This window comes from Dactylosporangium sp. NPDC050688, assembly GCF_040654515.1.
Classification (GTDB): domain Bacteria; phylum Actinomycetota; class Actinomycetes; order Mycobacteriales; family Micromonosporaceae; genus Dactylosporangium.
Genome location: NZ_JBFAIC010000029.1, coordinates 60,020 through 85,463, shown reverse-complemented (window position 1 = coordinate 85,463; position 25,444 = coordinate 60,020). Strand labels below are relative to the sequence as shown.

The window sequence follows — 25,444 nt, the reverse complement described above, 5'->3', positions numbered from 1 at the left end:
CCCCGAACCGTTACGGGGTGATGCCGGTGTTCGACGGATCCCGCAGGGCCTCGTCGATGTCGTTGGTCGTCTTCGTCATGATCGCCTGGACCTGCTCGCGGGTCAGGGCGCCGGGCGCGCTCCACAGCTCCCGGAGGTCCTTGGCGATGATCGACTCGACGATGATCCAGGCGGAGACGGAGGGGTACATCTTGCCGTGCGGGATCATCTCCCGGAACGCGGCGTACTCCGGCTGGGTCGCCAGCTTCGTGCCCTCGATCGCCTCGGTGCGGGCCGGCCAGAGCCCGGAGTTGACGCTGTACCGCTGCTGGCTCGCCTTGCCCGTCAGGTACCGGACGAACTCGAACGCCGCGTCGGGGTGCCTGGCCTCCTTGAGGACGCCCAGGTTGGAGCCGCCGAGGAAGCCGAACCTGCCCGCCTTGCCGGCCGGCATCGGCGCCGTCGACCAGCCGGCCCTGAGCCCGGCCCGGCTGGTGTCGGACGCGAACTCCGCCACCGACTGCGAGTTGTCGATCGTGATCGCGCCGGTGCCCTCCGCGAATGCCCGCGGCACGTCGCTGGAGGACAGCGCCATCGCCTTCGGATCGTCGTACAGGCCGATGAGCCGCTGGTAGTAGCTGACCCCGTCGATCGCGGCCGGCTCGGCGAGCATCGACTTCGTGCCGTCGTCCTTGATCAGGTCGCCGCCGGAGGCCCAGATGAAGGGGGCCACGTTGTGGATGATGCCGAAGTTGTTCTGCAGGCCGATGGCCAGCGGCGCGACCCCGGCGTCCGACGCCTTGATCTTCTGCAGCGTCGTCTCGAACGAGTCCCAGGTCGCGAACGCGTCCTTCGGGTCCAGCCCGATCCTGCGCAGTACGTCGGTGCGGTAGAACAGGGCCCGGATGTCGATCAGCCACGGCAGCGCGGTGATCTCCTCGGAGGTGATCAGGTGGCTGGAGCTCCAGCTGGCCTTGGCGAACACGTCCTCGCCGCCGACCGCCGCGATCTCCTCGATGCTGTACGGCCGTAGCGCGCCGATCGAGCTGAACCCGGCCACCCACGTGGTGCCCAGGACTGTCACGTCCGGCCCCTCGCCGCTGGTCGAGGCGGTGCTGAGCCGGGTCAGCGCCTCGTCCCACGGCACCCGCACCGGGTTGACCGTGATGTTCGGGTGCGCCTTGTGGAACTCCTCGGTCTCGGTGACGACCGCCTGGTCCTGCACCGGCCCGCCGTACGGCATGTACCAGAAGTCGATCGTGACGGGCGGCCGGTCGGCGGCGTACCCCAGGCCACTCGCGGACCCGACGTCCTTCTTGGCGCAACCGGCGGCCGGCAGGAGCGACGCCGCCGCGGCGGCCGCGGTCATGATCAGCTGGCGACGGCTGAGGCTGCTCGCCACGGATACCCCCTGTGATGCTCGTCTCGTCCCACCAGTCAATCGACCCGGCCCCGCCGCTGCTGAGAGCAAATCTCCGGCACAAAACTCCGAAACTCCGCCCGCGCGTGCCGATCTCCTGGCCATGCGGAAGGTGGGGAAGCTCAAGTGGCGCTGGCCGCGGGTGCTGGCGCTCGCTGTCGTGCTGCTCGGCGGCGTGACCTTCGCCAACGTGCACCTGCACGGCAAGAGCCAGGTCCACGAGGCGACCCGGTCCCGCCTGAGCGAGCTCAACATGCTGCTGCACGAGGAGAGCTCGCTGCAGTGGAAGACCCTCGCCGACCGCAACTCGCCGGTGAAGGTGGCCCGTGAGCTCGGCGAGACCCGCCGCCGCGAGCGCGACCTGCTCGTCTCGCTGCGGGGCGACCTCGGCGCGGACACCCTGGCGAGCTTGACCAGCAGCGTTGAGGCGTACCACGCCGTGCTGGACGTCGAGCTCGGCCTGCTCGGCGTCGGCAAGGTCAGCGAGGCCCGGGTGCTGGAGCAGCAGCAGACCGAGCCGCAGTTCGGCCGGCTCAACGCCCGGCTGCGCAGCCTCGAGGACCGCGCGGCCGACGCTGCCGAACTGGCCAACAACATCGCCGACCTCGCGCTCGGCGTCGCCATGACCATCGCCGTGGTCGCGATCGGCCGGCTGCTGTACCGCTTCGAACGCGAGCACCACGCCACCAACCGGGCCAACGAGGAGATGCTGCACCAGCAGCAGATCGCGCTGGACACCCTCGCCGAGCACGAGGCGCTGATCCGCCACCAGGCGTCCCACGACGCGCTGACCGGCCTGCCGAACCGGCGGATGCTCACCCAGCTGCTGGAGGGCGGCGAGGACCGCGACCAGGCGCTGCTGCTGGTCGACCTGGACAACTTCAAACCCGTCAACGACCAGCTCGGCCACGCCGCCGGCGACGACCTGCTGGTCGGCGTCTCCAGCCGCCTGCTGGCCGCCGTCCGCGACGACGATACGGTCGTGCGGCTCGGAGGCGACGAGTTCGCGGTCGTCATCGCCGGTGGCGACGCCGCCGTCGCGGTCCGGGTCGCCGAGCGGATCGTCGCCGCCGTCGCCGAGCCGTTCGAGATCGCCGGCACCGAGGTCCGCGTCGGGGCCAGCGTCGGCGTCGCGATCAGCAGCGGCGGCCGCGACGGCACCCAGCTGCTGCGCGACGCCGACATGGCCATGTACCAGGTGAAACAGGGCACCAAGGGCGGCTTCGCGGTGTACCGCGAGCCCGACGTCCGGCTGGTCCACCAGGCCGTCAGGTAACAGGCCGGCGGCCCACCGCGCTTCTTCCGCACGGAGTTGCCTCCCACCCGGAGGCATCCGATGGTGCCTTCCGCACGGGAGGGCAACCGCGGGAAGGGGCGACGAATGCGGCGAATGCTCGCACTGACGATGATGGCGACGGCGGCGGTGACGGTCGGGGCAACCGGTCCGGCGCACGCCGCACCGCCCGGCTCGGCGACCGCGACCGTGTTCTTCCCCAACCCGGTCCAGACGCTCGGGCTGCAGGAGCTGGCCGACGGCAAGGACGCCGACAGCCCGGCGTTCGCCCCGGCCTACCGCCAGGTCACGCTCACCGACCTGGACGGCTCCGGCGGGCTGTCCGGCCGGTACGCGGTCGTGAAGAGCTCCACCGGCAAGGCGGCCCTCGTGGTCGACGGCGCGTTCCCCGCCTGGCATCGCGACGCCGACCAGTTCGAGCAGGTCATGGGCTACTACTGGGTGACGACCGCGCAGTCGTACCTGCAGCACCTCGGCTTCGGCTCGACGCTGCGGCCCGTCAACCAGCGCCGGATCGAGATCCGGATCGACCAGTACGGCGGCGACAACTCGTTCTTCCGCGAAGACAAGGCCAACATCACCCTCGGCAAGGGTGGGGTCGACGACGCGGAGGACGCCGAGGTCATCGTGCACGAGTACGGCCACTCGGTGCAGGACGGCCAGGTGCCGGGCTTCGGCACGACCCTGCAGTCGGGCGCGATCGGTGAGGCGTTCGGCGACTACCTCGCCGTGGTGGTCACCAGCTGGGCCACGGGGGTGCCGACCCGCACACCCGAGGCGTGCGTCGCGGACTGGGACGCCGTGTCCTACACCAGCACCGTGCCGCACTGCCTGCGCCGGCTCGACGGCGTCAAGCACTACCCGGAGGACGTCGTCGGCGAGGTCCACGCCGACGGCGAGATCTGGTCCCGCGCCCTGTGGGACATCCGGGCGGCGCTCGGCGACACCCGGGCCAGCACTCTGATCGTGGAGGCGCAGTTCGCCTTCACGGTCGACACCACGTTCGCGGCGGCGGCCCAGGCCACCGTGGACGCGGCGCGACGGCTCTACGGCGCCTCGGCCGCCCAGACCACCCGCAACGCGTTCGCCGCGCGGGGGCTGCTGTAGGGATCGCGGGCCCCGGATCGCCGTGTCGCTGCGGCGGTCCGGGGCAATGATGGGCTCGTCACCCGGCCCCCGCTGAAGGACCCCGACGCGTGGCTGCGCGAGGTCGAGGCGCACGGCCGGCTCGGCATCGCCGAGGTCATGACGATGCCCGACCGCCACCCGGTCGAGTTCGCCACCGCCCTCGCCGAGCAGATCGTGCCCCGGATGCCGTGAGGTGCGCCGGTCAGCTGCCGAGCAGGGCCATGTCCTTCAGGTAGTGCGCCAGGTCGCCGCGGGCGATGTGGGCGGCGAACGCCTCGTCGCCGGCGGCGGCCGCGGCCCGCATGTGGTCGGTCAGGTCGCGCAGGCGCGGCACCACCGCGGCCCGGGCCGCCCGGCGCAGCGCCTCGTCGGCGCCGTACGCGTCGAAGAACAGCGTGAGCCGCTCGCCGGCGCGCGGGCCGGCGGCCGAGCCGAGCGGCACGAACCGGTAGATCGCGTACGCGAGATCCCAGGCTCGCGGGCCGGGCGCGGCCACGTCGAAGTCGATCAGGGCGACGACCCGCTCGCCGTCGTAGACGCAGTTGTAGGGCGCGACGTCGTTGTGGCAGATCACCTCGACCGGCTCCACGGCGGGCTTCTGCCAGCCGCCGCGCCAGCCGGCGGCGACGTCGGCGGTCGCGTCGTGGTACGCCCGCAGCAGCCGCCCGGCGCTGACCAGCGCGGCGTCGCCGGCCACCGCCGGGGTCCACGGGTCGTGCCCGACCTCGCCGGGCAGGAACTCGAAGACGTCGCGGCCGAGCGCGTCGGTGCCGAACGAGCGGGGCGCGCCGGTGAACCCGCGCGTCTGCAGGTGCTCGAACAGCTGGTGGACGCGCGGGCTCCAGGCACCCGCCGGGCGCCGGACCGTCGCGCCGACCCGCACGACCCGGTTCACGCCACCGCCGGCGAGCTCCTCCTCGACCTCGGAATCCGTCATGGGGACCAACCTCTCACGGATCTTCTCGATTCGCAGGACTCGATGTTGTCCGAAAGGGCCGGTTGATCCGGAAAAGCGGTGACCTCGTGCGTGGCGTCACCTGCGCCGCCCGGGTGCCGTTGCACCGGTCGATGAGAGTTCTGGTCACCGGCGGCGCGGGGTTCATCGGGGGAAACCTGTGCCGGGAGCTGGTCAGCCACCCGGCCGTGGCTGAGGTCGTCGCGTTCGACGATCTCAGCACCGGCAGTGAAGGCAACCTCGACGGCGTCGGCGCGATGCTGATCTGCGGCAGCATTCTGGACCGGGCCGCGATCGACGCCGCGGTCGGCGGCGCCGACGTCGTGATCCACCTGGCCGCCCGGCCGTCGGTGCCGCGGTCCGTCGCCGACCCGATGCGCAGCCACCTGGTCAACGCCACCGGCACGATGCACGTGCTGGAGGCGTGCCGGCGCGACGGCACGCCGATCATCGTGGCGTCCTCGTCGTCGGTGTACGGTCCGACGAAGGTCTTGCCCAAGCACGAGGACCTGCCGACGCTGCCGCAGAGCCCGTACGCCGCCAGCAAGCTCGCCGCCGAGTCCGCGGTCCTGGCGTATGGGGCCACCTACGGGCTGCCGGTGCTCGCGTTGCGGTTCTTCAACGTGTACGGCCCGCTGCAGTCCACCGGGCACGCGTACGCCGCGGTGATCCCCAGGTTCGCCGACGCCGCGCTGCGCGGGCAGCCGCTGCACGTGCAGGGCGACGGGCGGCAGACCCGGGACTTCACCTTCGTCGGCTCGGTCGCCCGGCTGCTCACCGACGCCGCGGTGCGCCGGGTCACCAGCCCGACGCCGGTGAACCTGGCGTTCGGCACCCGCACCTCGCTGCTCGACCTGATCGACCTGATCCGCGGGCTCGTCGGCCGGCCGCTCGAGGTGGTCTTCGACCCGGCCCGCCCCGGCGACGTACGCGACTCCCAGGCCGAACCGGCCCGGCTGCGGGAGCTGTTCCCCGGCCACGCCCCCGTCCCGCTGGCCGCCGGGCTCGCCGAGACGGTCAGCTGGTACGAGCGGCAGATAGCGTCGGCAGCGCGGTAGCCGTGCCCGGCACCTGGTCCGGCGCCTGGTCTGGCACGTGCGGCACCACGCACAGGTCGGCGAGCTGCCCGACCAGCGCGGCCGGTGCCGCGCGCACGTCCAGCGCGAGGGCGAGGGCCGGGTCCAGCGGCGGCACCGACACGTGCGAGATGAGCGGGTGCAGCGGCCGCAGGTCGGTCTCGCCGTCGCCGAAGAGCTCCTCGTGCAGCTTCTCGCCCGGGCGCAGCCCGGTGTAGACGAAGTCGACCGGCCGCTCGGCCTGCGCGGCGAGCTGGTGCGCCAGCTCGTCGATGCGCACCGGGCTGCCCATGTCCAGCACCAGCGCCTCGCCGCCGGCGCCGAGGGCCGCGGCCTGGATGACCAGCTGCACCGCCTCTTGGACGGTCATCATGAAGCGGGTCACCTGCGGGTCGGTGACGGTGACCGGCCCGCCGGCGGCGATCTGCGCCTGGAAGGCGGTCACCACCGAGCCGCGGCTGCCCAGCACGTTGCCGAAGCGGACGTTGAGGTACGTGCCGGCCGCGGCGGTGGACCGGTGCGCGGTAAGCCGCTCGGTGATCCGCTTGGAGTAGCCGAGCACGCTGACCGGGTTCGCGGCCTTGTCGGTGGAGATGTTCACGAACCGCTCGACGCCGGCCGCCGCGGCGGCCGACAGCACGTTGAGCGTGCCCAGCACATTGGTCTGCACCGCCTCGGCGGGGTGCCGCTCCAGCAGGGTCAGGTGCTTGAGCGCGGCGGCGTGGAACACCACCTCCGGCCGGCGCGCGGCGAAGATCTCCGCGATCGACGCGGCGTCGCGCAGGTCGGCGAGGATCAGCTCCGGGCTGTCCAGCAGCGCCCGGCCGTGGATCGACAGCTGCACCGCGTGCAGCGCCGACTCGTCGCGGTCGAGCATCATCAGCTCGGCCGGGGCGAAGCGGTGCAGCTGCCGGCACAGCTCCGAGCCGATCGAGCCGCCCGCGCCGGTCACCAGCACCCGGCGGCCGGTCAGGTAGTCGCCGATCGAGGCCACGTCGGTGTCGATCTGGCGGCGGCCGAGCAGGTCGGACAGGCGCACGTCGCGCACCTGCGCCACGCCGGCCGGGCCGTCCGTGCCGTCCAGGCCGTTGTCGAGGCTCTCGTTGATCGACGGCAGGACCTTGAGCTCCCGGCCCGCGGCGGTGACCATCGCGCGGACGCCGCGCAGCAGGGCGCCGTCGCCGGAGCGGATCGCGAAGATGACGACCTGGGCGCCGGTGCGCTCGATCGCGGCGATCAGCGAGGCGCGCCCGCCCAGCACCGCGACGCCCTCGATGCGCAGGTTGCGCTTGACCGGGTCGTCGTCGATCAGGCCGACCGGCCGGTACCGGCAGTGCGGGTCGTGTGCCATCGAGCGCAGCAGGCGGTGCCCGGCGGCGCCGGCGCCGAAGACCAGCGCGGGCACGGCCGGGCCGGTCGCCGGGGCGACCCGCAGCCGGCGCTCGCGCCGCAGCCGGCCGGCGGCGCGGCCGGTGACCATCGCGAGCAGGGCCGTCATCGCGCCGAGCACCGCGACCGTGGTCTGTGCCGCGCCCAGCGCCCACAGCAGCCCGCCGGCCACGGCGACGGTGAACGCCAGCGCCCGCAGCTCCGGCAGCGTGCCGCGCACGTAGCGGCGCCGGTACAGGTGCACCGGCCAGGCGGTCATCGTGTGCAGCGCGGCGGCCAGGACGACCGCGACGCCGGTGGTGAACAGCGACGGCGGGGCGGGCGCGACGGTGACCGCGAGCGCTAGGCCACCGGCCCAGGCACAGAGGTCGGCGGGCCAGTCCGCGGGCCCCGAAGGCCGCCTGTGGTCGTCCATCGGTTCCCCCCGGAGCTCCTTCGGACACGACTGCGACCATTCTTCATGATTTGTGGGGTGAAACCCGGCTAAAACGTAGATCGGGGAAATTAGACCGTTTCACCTCTTACGCCGTGACAACCTGTCACTCTTCGTAAAGAAGCGAACACGGGAGGTCATGGCGTATGGAGCTGCGCGACTATGTCAGCGCGGTCCGGAAACGCTGGTGGCTGGTGGCCACGACCGCCTGTCTGGCCCTGGTCGCCGCAGTCGTCGTCACCGCGCGCACGGCGCCGACGTACGCCGCCTCGGTGACGTTCTTCGTCAGCACCCCGAGCAGCGGCGTGACCGACGCGTACCAGGGCGGCCTGTTCTCCCAGCAGCGCGCCCGGTCCTACGTCAACCTCGTGCGCAGCGACCGCCTGGCCCGGGCCGTGGCGTCCGACCCCGCCGTCGGCCTCGACGCCGACGGCGTCAAGCAGCGCATCAGCGCCCGGACCGTGCCCGACACCGTGCTGCTGGACATCACCGTGCTGGACACCAGCAGCGACCGGGCCCTGCGCATCGCCGAGGCCGTCGCGCTGCGGTTCGCCGCGCTCGTCTCGGTGCTGGAGACCCCGCCGGGCGCGGACAACCCGACCGTCCGCGTCGACGTCGTCACCGGCCCCCGCGTCGGCACCGACCCCGTCTCCCCGCAGCCCGCCCGCAACTTCGCGGTCGCCCTGCTCATGGGGCTGCTCGTCGGCGCCGCCGGAGCGGTCCTGCGGGAGATCCTGGACAGCAGCGTCCGCTCCGCGGCCACCCTGCGCCAGGCCGCCGGCAAGGCTGTCCTGGCCACCGTGCCGATGGACCCCCGGGCCCGGCAGGAGCCGCTGCTGGTCGAGGACGCGGCCTGGTCGCCGCGCGGCGAGGCGATGCGCCACCTGCGTACCAACCTGCAGTTCGTCGACCCGGACCGGCGGGCCCGCTGCATCGTCGTCACCAGCGCGCTGCCCGACGAAGGCAAGTCCACGATCGCCTGCAACCTCGCGATCGTGCTGGCCGAGAACGGGCACCGGGTCCTGCTCGTCGACGCCGACGTGCGCCGCCCCAAGATCGCCGAGTACCTCGACCTCGAGGGCGCCGTCGGCCTCACCAACGTGCTCGTCGGCCAGGTCGACCTCGACACCGCCGTGCAGCCGTGGGGCGACCGCGACCTGTGGGTCCTGGCCAGCGGCTCGATCCCGCCCAACCCGAGCGAGCTGCTCGGCTCGCAGCAGATGGCCCGCCTGCTGGCCACCGCCGGCGAGGACTTCGACTACGTCGTGGTGGACACCTCGCCGCTGCTGGTCGTCACCGACGCCGCGGTCGTGGCCAGCCGCGCCGACGGCGCCGTGCTCGTCACCCGCGCCGGCAGGACCACCGTCACCCAGGTGCGCTCCGCCGTCCTGGCGATCGAGGCGGTCTCCGCCCGGCTCTTCGGCGCGGTGCTCAACGGCGCCAAGGCCGGCGGCGACGATGCCTACACGTACGCCTACTACGGCACCCGGCCCGGCGCGCCGCTGCTCACCGCGCGGCCCGCGCCGCTCAGCCGGGATCTCGACGCGGCCGGTCGGCCAGGAGGGTGACGATGGGCGCAATGGTCGCGGCACAGGCCCGGTACCCGTCGATCGGGCCGCCGTACGGGTCGGGCAGGTCGTCGTCGGACGGCGAGCCCGGCTGCAGCCGGCCCCGGACCCGGGCGACGTCCCGCAGCGTGGCCGGCCCGGGCGGCAGCGCCGCCAGGTACCGGCCGAACTGCCGCAGCGTGAACGTCCGCGCCGCCACCGCCGGGGCCAGCGTCACGCAGTGCGCCCGCTCGGCCCGCGTCGCGGTCAGCACCAGGTCGGCGCCGGCGAGCAGGCCGGCGTCGAGGCGCCGGCTGGCGAACCCTTCCGGGTCCGCGCCGAGCCCGCGCAGCACCGCCTTCGCCTCCGCCGGCATGTCCAGCTCCGGCACCGAGTGGGTGCCCGCGCTCGCGGCGTCCAGGCCGGCGGCGCGGGCCAGCCGCTCCGCCATGGCCGACCGGCACAGGTTGGCCCGACACACGAACAGCATGGAAAGCCCCCGATGAACACACGCATCCACCTGTCGGCGCCTGACATGTCGGGCACCGAGGAGCGCTACCTGGTCAACGCCTTACGGTCCGGATGGGTGGCGCCCGTCGGGCCGGATCTCGACGCGTTCGAGGCCGAGATCGCCCAGCGGTGCGGCACCGCGCACGCCGTCGGGGTCAGCTCCGGCACCGCCGCCCTGCACCTGGCCCTGCTCGCCCTCGGCGTCGGGCCCGGGCAGGCGGTCGTCGTGCCGACGCTGACGTTCGCGGCCACCGCCAACGCCGTGGTCTACACCGGCGCCGAGCCCGTCTTCGTCGACTGCGAGCCCGACACCGGCAACGTCGACGCGGGCCTCGCCGAGCGGGCGGTCGCCGACCTTCGCCGCGGAGGGCGGCACGTCGGCGCCGTCGTCCCGGTGGACCTGTTCGGCGCCTGCGCCGACAACCAGCGGCTCGAGGCGCTGGACGTGCCGCTGCTGGAGGACGCGGCCGAGGCGCTCGGGGCGAGCCGGGACGGGCGCCCGGCGGGGTCGTTCGGCCGGGCCGCCGCCCTGTCGTTCAACGGCAACAAGATCATCACCACGTCCGGCGGCGGGATGCTCGTCACCGGCGACGCCGCGCTCGCCGAACGCTGCCGGTACCTGTCCACCCAGGCCCGCCGGCCGGTGCCGCACTACGAGCACGCCGACGTCGGGTACAACTACCGGCTCAGCAACCTGCTCGCCGCGGTCGGCCGGGCCCAGCTGTCGCGCCTGGACGGGATGCTCGCCCGGCGCCGGCAGCTGCGCGAGCGCTACGCCAAGGCCTTCGCCGGCGTGCCCGGGGTGCGCATCGTCGGCGAGTCCGACCACGGCTCCAACTGCTGGCTGACCGTCATCGCCGTCGAGGAGCGCGACGCCGGCTGGCGCGCCGCGGACCTCGGCGCGCACCTCGCCCGGCACGACATCGAGACCCGGCCGGTCTGGAAACCGATGCACCAGCAGCCGGTGTACCGCCACGCCCGCGCCTGGCTGACCGGCGCCGCGGACCGGCTCTTCGCGACCGGGCTGGCGCTGCCCAGCGGCTCGCAGCTGACCGACGCCGCGCAGCAGCGCATCTTCGACGCGATCGACGGGTTCCTGTGAACCGCGCCCTGGACCTCGCCGGCGCCGGGATCGCCGCCGTCGTCCTCGCCCCCGTCATCGCGGCCACCGCCGTGTTCGTCCGCTGCACCATGGGCGCGCCCGTGCTGTTCCGGCAGGAGCGCACCGGCCTGCACGGGCAGCCGTTCACCTTCGTCAAGTTCCGCACCATGCGCCCCGCGGCGGCGCCCGGCTTCGACCCGGGCAGCGACGCCGGGCGGCTCACCGCGGCCGGCCGGTTCCTGCGCTCCACCAGCCTCGACGAGCTGCCCGCGCTGTGGAACGTGCTGCGCGGCGACATGAGCCTCGTCGGCCCGCGGCCGCTGCCGAGTGCGTACCTCGGCCGGTACACCGCGCGGGAGGCGCACCGCCACGACGTGCGGCCCGGCATCACCGGCCTGGCCCAGGTCCTCGGCCGTAACAACCTTACGTGGGAGCAGAAGTTCGCCCACGACCTGCACTACGTGCGGCACCGCACGCTGCGGATGGACCTGCGCATCCTCGCCGCGACCCTGGGCACCGTGCTGCGCCGCGACGGCGTCACCGCCACCGGCTCGGCGACCGGCCACGAGCTGCGCGCTCCGGCGGCGGGACGGCAGTCGTGAAGAACGGACTGGTCATCGTCGGCATCGGCGGCCACGGCCGGGAGATCCTGACCATCGCGCGGGCCGCCGGCCTGCCGGTGCGCGGCTTCGTCGACGACAACCCCACCCAGCGCAACCTCGACCGGGTCTCGGCGCTCGGCGTGCCGTTCCTCGGCCCCAGCGCCCGCCTCGGCGACGAGCGGCCCTCGATCGGCTACGTCATCGGCATCGGCGACCCGCGGATCCGGGCCCGGCTCGACGAGCGGCTGCGGCTGCACGGCCTCGCCGCGGCGACCCTGGTGCACCCGGCCGCGACGATCGGCCCCGACGCCAGCGTCGGCGAGGGGTTCGTCGCGTTCGCCGGCGCCCGGGTCACCACCAACGTGCGCATCGGCCGGCACGTGCACCTCAACCAGAACTGCACCGTCGGGCACGACACCGAACTGTCCGACTTCGTGCAGGTCAACCCCCTCGCGGCGATCTCCGGCGACTGCCGGGTCGGGCCCGAGGTGCTCATCGGCACCACCGCCTGCGTGCTGCAGGGCCTGCACGTCGGCGAGGGCGCCACCGTCGGCGCCGGGGCGTGCGTGACCCGCGACGTCGAGCCGAAGACGACCGTGAAAGGGGTACCGGCTCGATGAAGGTCGCCATGATCGTCAAGACCGACGACGGCGGCCGGTGGACCCTGCCGCACCTCGACGAGCTGCGCGGGCGCGGCCACGAGGTGGTCGCGGTCCTGCCGCCCGGCAGCGAGGGCCGGCTGCGCAAGGCCCTGCACGACCGCGGGATCGACGTCGTGCAGTCCGCGTTCGACTTCCGGTTCCGCCCCGCGCCGGCCACCGCCGCCGGGCTGCTCGGCCTGCGCGGCCAGCTGCGCGCCCTCGCCCCGGACGTGCTGCACTACCACCTGTACGCCTCCGCGCTCGCCACCCGGATCGCGAGCCTCGGCCTGCCCGCCCGGCGGGTGCACATGGTGGCCGGGCCGCTGTACCTCGAGTCGCCGCTGATCCGGCTGGTGGAGCGGCTGCTGTGCCGCCTCGACGCGGTCGTCGTCGGCGGCAGCGAGCACACCGCGACGCTCTACCGCCGCATCGGCATGCCCGGCGCCCGGGTGACCGCGATCCCGTACGGCGTGGACACCGCACACTTCACCCCGCCGTCGCCCGCCTACCGGGCCGCCTGCCGGGACGCGTTCGGCGTCGCCGCCGGCACGTTCACCGCCTGCATGGTCGCCTACGTGTACCCGCCGAAGCGGCTCACCCACCGCGGCCGCGGCATCAAGGGCCACGACGTACTGCTCGCCGCCTGGCAGCGCTTCCGCCGGGAGACGTCCGGCGGCGCCCGGCTCATCCTGCTCGGCGGCGGCTTCACCCCGGCCGGCGAGACCCACAAACGGGCGCTGATGCGCCGGTTCGGCGTCGCCGCCGACCCCAGCATCGACTGGCAGGACTCGGTCCTGGACGTGCGGGACTGCTACGCGGCCGCCGACGTCAGCATCAGCCCGTCGCTGTCGGAGAACCACGGCGCGGCCCTCGAAGCCGGCGCGATGGGCGTGCCGAGCATCGTCTCCGACGCCGGGGCACTGCCGGAGACCGTCGCCCCGTCGACCGGCTGGACCGTGCCCCGCGACGACGTCGACGCGCTCGTCGCCGCCCTGCACGAGGCGCACGCCGAGTTCCGCAACGGCGCGCTGCGCCGCCGCGGGCAGCTCGCCCGGGAGCACACCGAGGCGCGCTTCGCGCAGGACCGGGCCGCCGCGGCGGTCGCCGACGTGCTGGAACGGGCCGCCCGAAGATGACCCAGCTGCGACCCGCCAACTCCGCTGCCCGCCCGGCCGGCCGCCAGTCGCTGCGCCCGTCCGTGCGCCCCCGGGTCCGGCACGCGCGGCGGCCGTCCTTCGCCCGCAACGTCGGCTGGGGTGTGGCGGGCAACGCCGGCTACGCCCTGTGCCAGTGGCTGGTCCTCGTCGTCGTGGCCCGGCTCGGCACCCCGGCGATGGTCGGCGACTACGCGCTCGGCCTGGCCGTCGGCGCCCCGCTGGTGCTGCTGGCGAACCTGTCGCTGCGCACCGTCCTGGTCACCGACACCGTCCACGAGCACCCGTTCCGGCGGTACCTGCGGGTCCGCGCGGGCGGGATGGCCGTCGCCGCCGCCGCGGTCTGCGCCGCCGTGTGGATCTTCGACCTGCCCGCCGCGGTGGTGATCCTCGTCGGGCTGGCCAAGGCGTTCGACGGCATCGGCGACATCTACCTCGGCCTGCTGCAGCGCCACCACGACCAGCGCGCGGTCGCCGTCGCCCAGCTCGTCAACGGCGCGCTCACCATCGGCCTGACCGCGGTGCTGCTCGCCGCGACCGGCAGCGTCGCCTGGGCCGCGGCCGGCTCCGCGATGGGCTCGCTCATCGCCTGGCTCGGCTGCTGCGCCCCGCTCGCCTCCCGGGTCCTGGACGCCGACGCCCGCGTCAGCGTGCCGAAGCGGCACCGGCACCGCTCCAGCCCGCCCGGCCCCGGCGCGCTGGTGTGGACGGCGCTGCCGCTCGGCCTCGCCTCCGGCCTCGCCTCGCTGACCGCGAACGTGCCCCGTTACGCGCTGCAGGACCAGCTCGGCGCCGCCGCGCTCGGCGCGTTCGCCGCCGCCGGGTACCTGGTCCTCACCGGCAACGTGCTCGTCTCCGCCGTCGCGCAGACGCTCCTGCCGCGCCTGGTCGAGCTGCGCGCCACCGGCGCCCGGGACCGCTTCGCCGCGCTGGTGCGCCGGACACTCACCGGCGTCACCCTCGCCGGCGTGCTCGCCGTGTGGGCCGCCGACCTGTTCGGCGCGGACCTGCTGCGGACCGTCTACGGCGAGGTGTACGCCGAGGACGCCGGCACCCTCACCGTCCTCACCGTCGCCACCGCCGTCGCCGCCACCTGCTTCGTGCTGGACGCCGCCCTGTCGGCGGTGCGCCGCTTCACCGGCCAGCTCGCCGTCAACGCCGCCGTCCTGGCCGCCGCTGTCCTGGCCGCGCTGGTGCTGGTGCCCCGCTACGGCATCACCGGCGCGGCCTGGGCCACCGCCGCGGCCGCCGCCGTCCACGCCGGCCTGAAGTGGGAGCTGCTGCGGCGTGAGCTTTGACCCCTGGTACGCGGTGCTGCTCGCCGGGCTGGTGATCCCGGTGCTGCTGCTGGTGGGCGGGGCCCGCGACGTGCTCGCCTACATCGCCGCGTACTTCTTCCTCTTCGGCTTCGGCCCGGTCGTCAGCTACCTGCTCGGCGGCTCCATCTACTTCGGCACCAACACCGCGCTCATCGACCGGGCGGCGCTGGGGCTGCTGCTCGCCTTCGCCGGGGTCCTCGCCGGCGGCCTGCTCGTGCGGCAGCGCCGCGACCTGACCGGCGCGGGCAGTGCCGGCGGCGCGGGCAGTGCCGGCGGCGCGGGCGGTGCGGGCGGTGCCGGCGGCGCGGGCGGTGCGGGCGGCGCCACCCACCGCTTCCCGCTGCTGCCGGTCGTGCTGGTCGCCCTGACCCTCTACGCCACGACGATCCTGGTCCTCGGCGGCACCGGCTTCCTCGCCGGCACCAAGATCGACCGCATCGGTGTCGCCGGCCCCGGCCACTACGACTACCTGCTGTTCGAGATGTTCGCCTGCGCGCTGTACTTCATGGCCAACGGCAGCGGCGCCGGGCGCTTCACGTACCGGCTGAACTTCGTCGTCTACGTCGCCTACTGCCTGTCGACCGGCGAACGCGACTTCGTCTTCGTGCTGTTCAGCATCATCCTGCACCGGGAACTGGCCCGCGGCGGCTCCTTCGCCAGGCCCGCCGGCTACGGCATCGCCCTGCTGCTCGGCGCCACCGCGATCTTCAACCTCCGCGGCGGCGGGACCACCGGCACCACGCAGGTGCTCAACCAGGGCTCCGTGCTGTTCGTCGACACGTGGGTCATGACGCACGTGCCGGCCGTCGACCCGTTCACGCACGGCGCCACCTACTGGCAGGCCGTCGTCAACCTCGTGCCCGGGCACGCCCAGCCGCCGCTCGCGCAGTGGCTCGTCGACCGGTACGCCCCGGGCAGCGCGTCCGGCTACGGCTTCTCCCTCACCGGCGAGGCGTACCTGAACTACGGGCTGTGGGGCATCCCGGTGCTGTTCGCCGGCCTGACCGTGGTGCACCGGTTGCTGATCAACCGCCTCGACCGGGCGCCCGTGTACGCGTACGCGAGCGTGCTGTTCACCGTCGCCTGGATGTACGGCTTCCGCGGCGAGAGCGCCGGCCTGCTCAAGACCTGCGTCTACGGGCTCGTCTTCTACGGCGTGCTGCGGCTGGTCTCGGTCCGCAGCGTCTCGGTCCGCAGCGTCTCAGTCCACAGCGTTTCGGTCCGCAGCGAGGAGGAGGTGACGGCGCGGTGCGTCTCGTCGTGAGCTGTGAGCAGCGGTACGTCCGCACCCCGGACGGCCGGGTCTGGTCCACCACCGGCGGCGCGTACGACTTCTGGCAGCGCTACCTGACCGTCTTCGCCGAGGTCCGGGTCGTGGCCAGGGTCGCCGAGCGGCCGGGCCGCCCCCCGGACGCGCAGCGCGTGGACGGCGAGCACGTCACCGTGCACGCCGTGCCGCACTACGTGGGCCCACTGCAGTACCTGCTGCGGCTGCGCGGGGTGCGCGCCGCCGTCCGCAGCGCGGTCGAGCCCGGCGACGCCGCCCTGCTGCGGGTACCCTCGCCGATCGGCACGCTGCTGCACCGGCGCCTGCGCCGCCGCGGGCTGCCGTTCGGCCTGGAGGTCGTCGGCGACCCCTACGACGTGTTCGCCCCCGAGGTCATGCGCCACCCGCTGCGCCCGCTGCTGCGCGCCTGGTTCACCGCCAGGCTGCGCTCCCAGTGCCGCACCGCCGTCGCCGTCGCCTACGTCACCGAGCGGGCGCTGCAGTCGCGGTACCCGGCCGCGCCCGGGGCGGTGACGGCCGCGTACTCCAGCATCCAGCTCGACGAGACCGCGTTCGTCGACCGGCCGCGCGCCGCCGCCTCGCCCAAGGTCGCGGTCCGGCTGGTCTCCGTCGGCTCGCTGGAGATGCCGTACAAGGGGATCGACACCCTCATCGAGGCGCTGCCGATTCTGGTGCGGGCCGGCCTGGAGGCGCACCTCGTGCACCTCGGCGACGGCCGCTGCCGCCCCGACCTGGAGCGCCTCGTCCGGCAGCGGCGCCTCGGCGGGCGGGTCGCGTTCGCCGGTGCCGTCCCGCCCGGCGCGGCCGTGCGGCTGTTCCTCGACGACGCCGACCTGTTCGTGCTCCCGTCACGGACCGAGGGGCTGCCCCGGGCGCTGATCGAGGCGATGGCCAGGGCCCTGCCCGCGGTCGGCACCCGCGTCGGCGGCACCCCGGAACTGCTCGACCCGGCGCACCTGGTGCCGCCCGACGACCCGGTCGCCCTCGCCTATGCGATCACCGCCCTGGTCGCCGACCCGGCGGCGGCCGCGGCCGCGTCGAGACGCAACCTCGCCCGCGCCCGCGGCTACGCCGCGGACACCCTCGCCCGGCGCCGTACCGGCTTCTACTGCGCCCTGCGCGTCATCACCCAGCCAGAACAGGTCAAGGAGGTCGTCGGCGGTGCCCGACAGCTCGACTGAGATCACCGGGGTCCGGCCGCACCTGCGGGCGCTGCTGCGCACCCGGCAGCGCAAGGTGGTGCTCGCCGCCGCCGTGGTGCTGGTGCTCGCCGCCGGGTTCGGCCTGCGGCTGCTCGTCGTGGCCGGCTCCGCCGCCGGGCACCTGCAGCGCGCCGCCACGCTGGTCGGCACCCTGGAGCGGTCGCTGCGCGCCGGCGACCTGACCGCCGCCCGCCGCACGACCGCCGACCTGCGCCGGCAGACGGACGCTGCCCGCGCCGACACGCAGGGCATCACCTGGGGTCTCGGCACCTCCGCCCCTGTCGCCGGCGACGACCTCACCGCGGTCGGCGCGGTCGCCCGGATCGTCGACGACCTCGCCGACCGGGTCCTGCCGCCGCTGCTGGACGCCGCCGGGGGGCTGCAGTCGACGCTCGCCGGCGACCACGACCCCCGAGGGCTGGCGGCGGTCACCGCGGCCGCGCCGAAGCTCACCGCCGCGGGCGCGCTGGCCCGCTCGGCGCAGGAACGCCTGGCCGCCCTCGACCGCGACGGCCTCACCCCGCGGGTCCGCGCCGCCGTCGACCGGCTCGACGACGGGCTGCGGCGGGTCGTGCCGCTGCTGGAGCCGGTCGCCCGCGCGGCCAGGCTGCTGCCCGCCATGCTCGGCGCCGCCGGTCCCCGGACCTACCTGATGCTCTTCCAGAACCTCGCCGAGGTGCGCGCCACCGGCGGCATGATGGGCGCGTACGTGGTGCTGCGGGCGGACCGGGGCGCGATCAGCATCGTCGAGCAGGGCGCCGCCGCGACCGGCATCGGCACGTTCCCGGAGCCGGTGCTACCGCTGGACCCCGACCAGGAGGAGCTGCACACCGACCGGCTCGGCACGTTCCCCGCCGACGTGAACCTGACCCCGGACTTCCCGACCGCGGCGGCGCTGTACCGCGAGATGTACCGGCTGCGCTCCGGCCGCGCCGTCGACGGCGTCATGGCCACCGACCCCGTGGCGCTGGCCTACCTGCTGCAGGCGACCGGGCCCGTCGACGTCGCCGGCGGCCCGCCCCTGACCGGGCCGACCGCGGTGCGGCGGCTGCTGTCGGAGGTGTACCTGACGATCGCCGACCAGGCCGCGCAGGACGCGTTCTTCGCCGGCGCCGCGAAGGCCGTCTTCGACAAGCTGACCACGGCCGCGTTCTCCACCACGAAGCTCGTGCCGGCGCTGCGGCAGGCGGCGCAGGAGCGGCGGCTGCTCGCCTGGAGCGCGCACCCGCAGGAGCAGGCCGAGATCGCCGGCACCGTTCTGGCCGGCACCCTGCCCGCCGAGGACGGCGCCCACCCGACCGTCGGGGTGTTCCTCAACGACGGCACGGGCGCCAAACTCGGCTACTACATGACCCGCGAGGCGCAGCTGCGCGCCGGGGAGTGCCTGGAGGACGGCTCCCGGCACCTGATCCTCACGGTGAAGCTCGCCTCGACCGCGCCGGCCTCCGGGCTGCCGCGCAGCGTGCTCGGCCTCGGCCTGGCCGGGGAGTACACCATCCGCACCAACGTCATGGTGTACCTGCCCAGCGGCGGCGCGCCGGTGGACGCCACCCAGGACGGCGCGCCGGTCGACTACGGCAGCGGCGTCGAGCTGGGGCGCACCGTCGCGGTGTTCACCGTCGACCTGGCGCCGGGGCGCAGCAGCACGCTGGAGCTGAACCTCATCACGGGCCCGCTGCCGGTGCCGGGTGCCGCGTTCACGCCGCGGCTGGTCACCACGCCCGGCATCGGACCCTGGACGCTTCGGTTGCAATCCGCCGAGACATGCGGCAAATGATGAAAAATGCCCATATCGGGGTGATGCGAAGTCTACGGTGAAATTTATGCGACCCCGAACAAGATCCGCATTGACCGCCCTCGCGGGGGCACTCGTCGCGGCGGCAGTGCTGGGAGCACCGACCGCAGCGCACGCCGAGCCCGGTGGAGCCGCTGCGGCAGCAGCCAACTATCCGGCGCCGGAACCCGCCATCAGGGTGAGCTCCGCCACCGTCAGCACCGGTGGCGCGGTCCGCATCGCGGGGAAGCGGTTCCTTCCCGGCGAGCCGATCTCGATCCGTGTCAAGTACCGCATCACCCGGCACTCGGGCGGCTTCGACAGCCCGTTCCCGGCCAGGGTGAGCGGGGACCGCCGCGCGGACGAGGACGGCAAGTTCTCCGCCAAGGTCCGGCTCACGTCGCCGGGCTACGCCACCATCAAGGTCACCGGCAAGAAGTCGGGACAGTCGGCCTCCGCCACCGTGCGGGTGCTCGCCTGGCGCGGCTCGTACAGCTTCGGTGGCGACGACTTCTTCGCCGGCACGCCCTTGGGCAACGGCGTGCGCAACGGCGTGCGCAACAACGGCGGCCACGACGGCCGCTGGGACGGCGGCGACCGGCCGGCCGGCTTCTACGGCCCGTTCTTCGGCGGCTGGAGCCCGTTCCGGCTGTCCGCCAACGAGACCGCCCTCGACGGGGCCGGTGCCACCGCCGGCGGCGACGACCTCGCCGCTCAGGACCGGACGAACACCGCCCACGGCGCCGACCTGGTCGCCGGCCTGCTCGGCCTCACCGCGCTGTTCGGCAGCGGCTTCATCCTGCGCCGCCGCCGCATCTCGTAGCTGCCAGCCACCAACCAACACGCCAATGCGTTCGACCCGCCGGCCGCACCTCGGCCGGCGGGTCGAGTGTTCCTACCCTTAGGATGATCATGGGCAAAACAGTCATCATCGGGCAGGGCTACGTCGGCCTGCCGCTCGCCATGCGGGCGGTCGAAGCGGGCGACGACGTCGTCGGGCTCGACGTCGACACCGACCGGGTCAAGGCCCTCGGTGCCGGCATCTCCTTCGTCGAGGACGTCCCGGACGACCGGCTCGCCTGGGCGCTGGAAACCGGGCGGTACCGCCCGAGCGACGACTACGCCGACGCCGCCGGCTTCGACACGTGCGCGATCACCGTGCCGACGCCGCTCACCGACGGCGTGCCCGACATCAGCCACATCGAGCAGGCCGCGCTGCAGCTCGCCCCGCACCTGCGGGCCGGTTGCACCGTCATCCTCGAGTCCACCACGTACCCCGGCACCACCGAGACCGTGCTGCGGCCGCTGCTCGAGCACGCCTCCGGGCTCAGCACGCCCGACGACTTCTTCCTCGGGTACAGCCCGGAGCGCATCGACCCCGGCAACCCGACCTGGCACCTGGACAACACGCCGAAGCTCGTCTCCGGCATCGACGAGGCGTCGCTGGCCGCCACGATGCGGTTCTACCAGCGTTTCGTCGAGCGCCTGGTGCCGGTCTCCGCGCCGCGGACCGCCGAGCTGACGAAGCTGTTCGAGAACACGTTCCGGCACATCAACATCGCCCTGGTCAACGAGCTCGCCATCGTCGCCAACCAGCTCGGCGTCGACGTGCGCGAGGCGATCGGCGCCGCCGCCACCAAACCGTTCGGGTTCATGGCGTTCGACCCCGGACCCGGCGTCGGCGGGCACTGCCTGCCGATCGACCCGTCCTACCTGTCCTGGCAGGTCAAGCGCGAGGTCGGGCAGCGCTTCCGGTTCATCGAGCTGGCCAACGACGTGAACGAGGGGATGCCCCGCTACGTCGTGCAGCGCCTCGCCGCCGGGCTCAACATCCGTTGCAAGCCGGTCAACGGCAGCCGGATCCTGTTGCTGGGCCTGGCGTACAAGAGCAACGTCGGCGACCTGCGCGAGTCGCCGGCCCGCGCCGTCGCCGAGCTGCTCGTCGCCCAGGGCGCCGACGTGCACGCGGTCGAGCCGCACGCGTCGCAGCGCGACACCGGCCACGTCGGGGGCGTGACCCTCGTCGATCTGACCCCGGCCGAGCTGACCGCCGCCGACGCCGTCGTGCTGCTCACCGACCACGACGACTTCGACTACGCCATGGTCGAGCGGCACGCCCGGTACATCTTCGACACCAGGGCCCGCTGCCACGGCGATGCCGTCGAACGGCTGTAGTCCGTCAATGTGAGGCGGCGTCACGATCGTCGGGTAGCTTGGCCCGGTGATCGTGGTGCCGCTGCTCACATTCCTGGCCGTCGCCTGGCTCTGCCGGACCCGCGACGGCGGGGTCCGGGTTGCGCTGCTGCGCGCCGCGGTGCTCGTCGGCGGCGCCGCCGCCCTCGCCGTCGAGGCGCTGTCGGCGGCGCACGCGCTGCACCGGCCCGCGGTCACCACCGCCTGGCTCGTCGCGCTGCTCGTCACCGGCGGCCTCGCGCTGCACCGGTCCCGCCGGCCGCTCCAGGCGCGGCCTCTCCCGCGGTCCGTGCCGTGGCCCCTCCTGCGGGCCCGGTGGGTGGCGCTGGCCGGGGTGGAGCGGCTCATGGTGGCCGCCCTCGCCGGGCTCTTCGCGCTCGACCTCGCCGTCGCCGTGCTCGCGCCGCCGAACAACTTCGACTCCCAGACGTACCACCTGCCGAAGATCGAGCACTGGGTCCAGCAGGGTCACGCCGGCTTCTACCCGACGATCATCGACCGGCAGCTGGCGATGGCGCCGGGCGCGGAGTACCTGCTGCTGCACCTGCGCCTGCTCACCGGCGGCGACGGCGCCTACAACCTGCTGCAGCTGGCCGCCGGCGTCGGCGTCGTGCTCGCCGCGTCCCGCGTCGCCGGGCAGCTCGGCGGCGGCGCCAGGGCGCAGCTCGTCACCGCGCTCCTCGTCGGCACCACCCCGATGGTCGTGCTCGAGGCGACCAGCACCCAGACCGACCTCGTCGTCGCGCTCTGGGTCGCCTGCGTCGCCACCTTCACCCTCGACGGCCTGCGCGCCCGCTCCGGCTGGTTCGACATCCTGCTCGTCGGCCTCGCCGCCGGGCTGACCCTGCTGACGAAGGCGACCGGGCTGCTCGCCGCCGGGCTGCTGCTCGCGGTGTGGGCCGCGGCGCAGCTGCGGCTCGCCGGCTGGCGCGGCCTGGCCGGCCCGGCCGCGGCCGGCGCGCTGATGGTCCTGCTCGCCGGGCCCAACCTGCTGCGGGTCCAGGACACCTACGACAACCCGCTCGGTCCGGCGCACCTGCGCGAGTCCATCTCCATGCAGCGGCACGACCCGGCGGCGGTGCTGATCAACACGCTGCGCATCGCCGAGACGGCGCTGCAGACCCCGGTGCAGCCCGTCAACACGGCGATCGAGCACGCGATCATCGGCCTGGCCGGCGTCCTCGGCGTCGACCCGCAGGGGCGGGACATCACGTACTGGAACGAGACGTTCCCGTACCAGTCATGGCCGCCGGACGAGGACCGGGTGTCGATGCCCGCGCAGGGCGTGCTGATCCTCATCGGCGCGCTGCTGCTGGCCCTGCGCAGGGACTCGGCGACGACCACGCGCCTCTACGCCGCCGTCTTCTGGCTCGCGGTCCTCGCCTACGTCATCACCGTCAAGTGGCAGCCGTGGGGCAACCGGCTCGTCGTCTTCCTGCTCGTGCTCGGCGCGCCGCTGGCCGGGCTGTGGATCGCCGGGCTGGGCGGGCGGCGCCTCGCCACCTGGGCCACCACCGGCACGCTCGTGGCCGGGGTCGCCGCCGGCGGGCTCGCCGTCACGTACGGCTGGCCGCGCCGCCTCGTCGGGCACGGCAACGTCTTCACCACCTCGCAGCTGGACCAGCGGTTCATCCGGGAGCCGGAGTGGCAGCGCGACTACGAGTGGGCGGCGGCCGCGGTCCGCGCCGCCGGCGCGCGGCGGGTCGGGCTCGCGCAGGGGTACAACACGTGGGAGTACCCCTGGTGGATCCTGCTGCGCGGCACCCGGATCGTGTCGCTGCAGTCGCTGCAGCCGGGCCTGCCCCCGGCGGCCGCCGTCGACGTGGACGCGGTGCTGTGCGTGAGCCCGCCGCGCGTCTGCGAGTTCTACGTGCCGCCGACCTGGACGGTGCACCGCCAGGGCGAGGTCGCCTACGCGCTGGCGCCCTGACGCCCCTCGGCGCCCCGGGCCTGGCTGCCCGGGCTCTGGCCGGGCACGACCGCGGGCGGCTCGGGCCGCTGCCGCGCGCGGACCTCCCCGGCCAGCAGCACCAGCCAGATCGCGCCGTTGGTGCCGCCGATGATCCAGTCCTCGGTCATGATCGTCGGTACCGCGGCGGCGGCGCCGACCGTGAACCACAGCGCCGGCTGCGCCACGCCCGGGCGGCGCAGGACGACCGCGTACCAGAGGCCGCGCAGCGCGTGCCAGAGCAGCAGCGCCAACCCGATCAGGAAGCCGATCGCGCCGAGGACCCCGCCGCGGCGGAACGCGCCGACGGCGGCGTTGTCGGTGTTGAGGTCGCGGCGCGGCCCTTCCTTCGGGGCGCCGTCGTCCTCGCGGTGCACGACCGCGCGGGACGTGCGGGCGTCGCCGAACGCCTTCTCCGCCCAGCCGGCGTGCTCCCAGTCGACCCACACCTGCCGCCACGTGTCGGTGCGGCCGCTGGTGACGTCTCCGCCGTCCGGGGTGAACCGGTCGCGGAACAGGAAGCTGCTGCCGTTGCCGACGGTGAAGACGGCCGCGAGGACCACGAACGGCATCGCGACCGCGACCCACCTGGCCCGGCCGCGGTCCAGATGCTGGCCCTCTCCGTCTGCCTGGTCGCCGGCGCCGCCGGCCCGTGGGAGCAGCACCACGACGGCGTGGACGCAGGCGGCGGCGGCCGCGAACACGAACCCGGTCCGCGAGTCGCTGATCGACATCACCAGCGCCGCGATCACGGCCACGCCGAGGCGCTGCCACGCGGCGAACGCCCGGTCGAAGCCGACCCGCACCGCGGCGATCACGACCAGGCCGGCGAGGGAGTTGGGGTGGTAGAACAGCCCCGGCCCGCCCCAGAACCGGTTGCGCATCACCCGCGCCGACGCGCTGTCCGGGATGGCGTGCAGCTCGTCGAAGAGGCTGCCGGCACCGACGTACAGCAGCGCGCCGATGCCGACCAGGATCGCCGCGGCCATGCCGACGGTGAAGTCCTTGCCGCGGTCACGGCGGGTCGTGGCGACGACGGCGAGGACCGCCAGGGTGAACACGCCCAGATACGCCAGGCGCTGCGCGGCGACGGTGAGGTGGCCGGCGCGCAGGACGAACAGCGCGCCGAGCACGCCGAACACCCAGTAGGACAGGCCGAGCCAGGCACCGCCGAGCCCCGGCAGCTCGCGCAGGGTGCGCAGCCACGGCCGGCCCCACACGGCGAAGACGACGACCTCCACGAACAGCACGGCCCAGATGACGATCGGGCGCTGGGTCGAGGTCCAGGTGAGCATGCCGGCGAGGGTGAACAGCCCGCCGGTGGCCGCGCCGCGCAGCGTGATGCCGGGCAGGCTCACCGCGAGCGCGATGACGCCGAGGGCGATCACCGCCGCCGCGAACGCCTCTGCCGACTCGCTGAGACTACCGGTGCGGCCGTGCTCCAGCACGGCCGCGAGGACCGCCAGGACCGCCGCGGCGGCCGCGCCCGCGGTGATCGCGGTGCGCTGGGTCATCGGGCGCTGGCCTGCAGCTGCTTCTTGCCCTTGCCGCGCCGGCGGCTCAGGAAGAAGTCGCGCACGACCCGCCGGGGCCCGGCGGGGACCAGCCACACCTGCAGGAACGTCACATAGTCGGTCACGCTGGGCTTGCCGTGCCGGCGGGCCTCGCCCAGCAGGTCGAAGAAGACCCGGGGGCTGCGGCTGGCGGCGGCCATCGAGCCGACCACGCTCATGGCCAGCGCGGCGTAGGCGCGGGGGGTGACCCGGGGGCGGGTCTCGCGCAGCCAGTCCAGCGACTGCTTCCACGGCGCGTCGAAGCTGATCCGCGGACGGTTCTCGTCGGCATACCAGATGACCAGGGGCTCCTCGGCGTAGATCAGGTCGACGCCGTCCTCCTGGAGGCTGCGCAGCGTCCAGTCGAGCTCCTGCAGGCGGCGCAGCCCGTCGGCGAACGGCACCTTCCGCAGCAGCGCCGTCGGCGCCATGATCGTGGAGGTCTGGATGAACCCGTCGCCGTGGAACAGCCCGTGCCGCACCGCCAGGTACTCGCTGATCGGCTCGTCCGGCGCCGGGATGCGGCGCGGCATGATCAGCTCGGCCCGCGGGGTGCGCATGTAGAGGCGGCTGCCGACGATCGGCAGCGGCACCCCGGACGCCTTGGCCCGGGCCAGCTGCGTCTCCAGCTTCTCCGGCAGCCACTCGTCGTCGTCGTCGAGGAACGCGACCCACTCGGCGAGGGCGACGTCGACGCCGTGGTTGCGGGCGGCGGGCGCCCCACCGGACGTCTCCCGCTCGACCCAGCGGACCCGCTCGTCGCCGATCTCGCGGAGGGCTGCAACCGTCGCGTCGTCGGGTCCGTCAATGATGACGACGACCTCGAGCTCCGCGAGGGTCTGCGCCAGTGCGCTGCGGACTGCGCGCACCACCAGCTCGGGCCGGTTGCGCGTCGGGATGACGACGCTCACCACGGGTCTTTGCACGATGACCAATC

21 protein-coding genes are annotated in these 25,444 nt (G+C 74.1%); 15 read left to right on the top strand and 6 right to left on the bottom strand.

The annotated features are described in order from the left end of the window. Positions 1-10: 10 nt before the first annotated feature. Positions 11-1,381, bottom strand: a complete 1,371-nt coding sequence (locus AB0H83_RS26105; RefSeq protein WP_360098809.1) for an extracellular solute-binding protein — start codon at positions 1,379-1,381, stop codon at positions 11-13. Between the two features lie 121 nt (positions 1,382-1,502). Between AB0H83_RS26105 and AB0H83_RS26100 the strand changes: the two genes are divergently transcribed. Further along, positions 1,503-2,675 carry a GGDEF domain-containing protein gene (locus AB0H83_RS26100; RefSeq protein ID WP_360098807.1) on the top strand — a complete coding sequence of 391 codons (1,173 nt, stop codon included), beginning with the start codon at positions 1,503-1,505 and terminating at the stop codon, positions 2,673-2,675. A 105-nt stretch (positions 2,676-2,780) separates the two neighbouring features. After that, complete coding sequence (locus AB0H83_RS26095; protein WP_360098805.1) at positions 2,781-3,800, top strand: M36 family metallopeptidase; 1,020 nt, start codon at positions 2,781-2,783, stop codon at positions 3,798-3,800. A 223-nt stretch (positions 3,801-4,023) separates the two neighbouring features. On the opposite strand, the gene AB0H83_RS26090 is transcribed toward AB0H83_RS26095, so the two are convergent. Beyond that, a complete protein-coding gene (locus AB0H83_RS26090) occupies positions 4,024-4,758 on the bottom strand; it encodes an aminoglycoside phosphotransferase family protein (protein WP_360098803.1) in 735 nt (244 codons plus the stop codon). Between the two features lie 86 nt (positions 4,759-4,844). Here AB0H83_RS26090 and AB0H83_RS26085 point away from each other — a divergent pair, with 86 nt between their 5' ends. Next, complete coding sequence (locus AB0H83_RS26085; RefSeq protein WP_360098801.1) at positions 4,845-5,834, top strand: NAD-dependent epimerase/dehydratase family protein; 990 nt, start codon at positions 4,845-4,847, stop codon at positions 5,832-5,834. Here the strand turns inward: AB0H83_RS26085 and AB0H83_RS26080 are convergent. Then, positions 5,794-7,656, bottom strand: a complete 1,863-nt coding sequence (locus AB0H83_RS26080) for a polysaccharide biosynthesis protein (protein WP_360098799.1) — start codon at positions 7,654-7,656, stop codon at positions 5,794-5,796. The two genes, AB0H83_RS26085 and AB0H83_RS26080, sit on opposite strands and share 41 nt — an antisense overlap. Positions 7,657-7,820: 164 nt before the next feature. Between AB0H83_RS26080 and AB0H83_RS26075 the strand changes: the two genes are divergently transcribed. Continuing rightward, entirely contained in the window at positions 7,821-9,242 is a 1,422-nt protein-coding gene (locus AB0H83_RS26075; RefSeq protein ID WP_360098797.1) for a polysaccharide biosynthesis tyrosine autokinase, read from the top strand. On the opposite strand, the gene AB0H83_RS26070 is transcribed toward AB0H83_RS26075, so the two are convergent. Beyond that, complete coding sequence (locus tag AB0H83_RS26070) at positions 9,202-9,711, bottom strand: low molecular weight phosphatase family protein (RefSeq protein ID WP_360098795.1); 510 nt, start codon at positions 9,709-9,711, stop codon at positions 9,202-9,204. The genes AB0H83_RS26075 and AB0H83_RS26070 overlap by 41 nt on opposite strands. A 12-nt stretch (positions 9,712-9,723) precedes the next feature. Here AB0H83_RS26070 and AB0H83_RS26065 point away from each other — a divergent pair, with 12 nt between their 5' ends. The 11 genes from AB0H83_RS26065 to AB0H83_RS26015 all read left to right on the top strand — a co-directional run bounded on the left by AB0H83_RS26065 (position 9,724) and on the right by AB0H83_RS26015 (position 22,936). Beyond that, positions 9,724-10,833 (top strand): aminotransferase class I/II-fold pyridoxal phosphate-dependent enzyme, encoded by a 1,110-nt coding sequence (locus AB0H83_RS26065; RefSeq protein WP_360098793.1) that lies wholly within the window; start codon positions 9,724-9,726, stop codon positions 10,831-10,833. Continuing rightward, a complete protein-coding gene (locus AB0H83_RS26060) occupies positions 10,830-11,435 on the top strand; it encodes a sugar transferase (RefSeq protein WP_360098791.1) in 606 nt (201 codons plus the stop codon). Before AB0H83_RS26065 ends, AB0H83_RS26060 begins: the two co-directional genes overlap by 4 nt. After that, on the top strand, positions 11,432-12,055 hold the full coding sequence (locus AB0H83_RS26055) for an acetyltransferase (RefSeq protein ID WP_360098789.1): 624 nt from the start codon (positions 11,432-11,434) through the stop codon (positions 12,053-12,055). Before AB0H83_RS26060 ends, AB0H83_RS26055 begins: the two co-directional genes overlap by 4 nt. Then, a complete protein-coding gene (locus AB0H83_RS26050; protein WP_360098787.1) occupies positions 12,052-13,212 on the top strand; it encodes a glycosyltransferase in 1,161 nt (386 codons plus the stop codon). Before AB0H83_RS26055 ends, AB0H83_RS26050 begins: the two co-directional genes overlap by 4 nt. Then, a complete protein-coding gene (locus AB0H83_RS26045; protein WP_360098785.1) occupies positions 13,209-14,528 on the top strand; it encodes a lipopolysaccharide biosynthesis protein in 1,320 nt (439 codons plus the stop codon). Before AB0H83_RS26050 ends, AB0H83_RS26045 begins: the two co-directional genes overlap by 4 nt. After that, positions 14,518-15,813: an O-antigen polysaccharide polymerase Wzy gene (gene wzy, locus AB0H83_RS26040; protein ID WP_360098783.1), complete on the top strand. Its 1,296-nt coding sequence runs from the start codon at positions 14,518-14,520 to the stop codon at positions 15,811-15,813. Before AB0H83_RS26045 ends, wzy begins: the two co-directional genes overlap by 11 nt. Continuing rightward, entirely contained in the window at positions 15,798-17,018 is a 1,221-nt protein-coding gene (locus tag AB0H83_RS26035) for a glycosyltransferase (protein ID WP_360098781.1), read from the top strand. Before wzy ends, AB0H83_RS26035 begins: the two co-directional genes overlap by 16 nt. Beyond that, entirely contained in the window at positions 16,999-18,816 is a 1,818-nt protein-coding gene (locus AB0H83_RS26030; protein ID WP_360098779.1) for a DUF4012 domain-containing protein, read from the top strand. The genes AB0H83_RS26035 and AB0H83_RS26030 overlap by 20 nt, the downstream gene beginning before the upstream one ends. Before the next feature lie 46 nt (positions 18,817-18,862). Continuing rightward, the gene (locus AB0H83_RS26025) at positions 18,863-19,636 is read left to right on the top strand and encodes a hypothetical protein (protein WP_360098777.1); all 774 of its coding nucleotides are present in this window, start codon (positions 18,863-18,865) and stop codon (positions 19,634-19,636) included. A gap of 89 nt (positions 19,637-19,725) precedes the next feature. Continuing rightward, entirely contained in the window at positions 19,726-20,988 is a 1,263-nt protein-coding gene (locus AB0H83_RS26020) for a nucleotide sugar dehydrogenase (RefSeq protein WP_360098775.1), read from the top strand. A 46-nt stretch (positions 20,989-21,034) separates the two neighbouring features. Next, positions 21,035-22,936: a hypothetical protein gene (locus tag AB0H83_RS26015; protein WP_360098773.1), complete on the top strand. Its 1,902-nt coding sequence runs from the start codon at positions 21,035-21,037 to the stop codon at positions 22,934-22,936. Here AB0H83_RS26015 and AB0H83_RS26010 read toward each other — a convergent pair. After that, positions 22,918-24,468 (bottom strand): hypothetical protein, encoded by a 1,551-nt coding sequence (locus tag AB0H83_RS26010; RefSeq protein WP_360098771.1) that lies wholly within the window; start codon positions 24,466-24,468, stop codon positions 22,918-22,920. The genes AB0H83_RS26015 and AB0H83_RS26010 overlap by 19 nt on opposite strands. Then, a complete protein-coding gene (locus tag AB0H83_RS26005) occupies positions 24,465-25,418 on the bottom strand; it encodes a glycosyltransferase family 2 protein (protein WP_360098769.1) in 954 nt (317 codons plus the stop codon). Before AB0H83_RS26005 ends, AB0H83_RS26010 begins: the two co-directional genes overlap by 4 nt. Between the last annotated feature and the right edge of the window lie 26 nt (positions 25,419-25,444).

Bases quoted from the DNA above. Each gene is read 5' to 3' on its own strand.
- AB0H83_RS26100 (WP_360098807.1), top strand. From the start codon at position 1,503: ATGCGGAAGGTGGGGAAGCTCAAGTGGCGCTGGCCGCGGGTGCTGGCG.
- AB0H83_RS26095 (WP_360098805.1), top strand. From the start codon at position 2,781: ATGCGGCGAATGCTCGCACTGACGATGATGGCGACGGCGGCGGTGACG.
- AB0H83_RS26090 (WP_360098803.1), bottom strand. From the start codon at position 4,758: ATGACGGATTCCGAGGTCGAGGAGGAGCTCGCCGGCGGTGGCGTGAAC.
- AB0H83_RS26080 (WP_360098799.1), bottom strand. From the start codon at position 7,656: ATGGACGACCACAGGCGGCCTTCGGGGCCCGCGGACTGGCCCGCCGAC.
- AB0H83_RS26075 (WP_360098797.1), top strand. From the start codon at position 7,821: ATGGAGCTGCGCGACTATGTCAGCGCGGTCCGGAAACGCTGGTGGCTG.
- AB0H83_RS26070 (WP_360098795.1), bottom strand. From the start codon at position 9,711: ATGCTGTTCGTGTGTCGGGCCAACCTGTGCCGGTCGGCCATGGCGGAG.
- AB0H83_RS26065 (WP_360098793.1), top strand. From the start codon at position 9,724: ATGAACACACGCATCCACCTGTCGGCGCCTGACATGTCGGGCACCGAG.
- AB0H83_RS26050 (WP_360098787.1), top strand. From the start codon at position 12,052: ATGAAGGTCGCCATGATCGTCAAGACCGACGACGGCGGCCGGTGGACC.
- AB0H83_RS26045 (WP_360098785.1), top strand. From the start codon at position 13,209: ATGACCCAGCTGCGACCCGCCAACTCCGCTGCCCGCCCGGCCGGCCGC.
- AB0H83_RS26025 (WP_360098777.1), top strand. From the start codon at position 18,863: ATGCGACCCCGAACAAGATCCGCATTGACCGCCCTCGCGGGGGCACTC.
- AB0H83_RS26020 (WP_360098775.1), top strand. From the start codon at position 19,726: ATGGGCAAAACAGTCATCATCGGGCAGGGCTACGTCGGCCTGCCGCTC.
- AB0H83_RS26010 (WP_360098771.1), bottom strand. From the start codon at position 24,468: ATGACCCAGCGCACCGCGATCACCGCGGGCGCGGCCGCCGCGGCGGTC.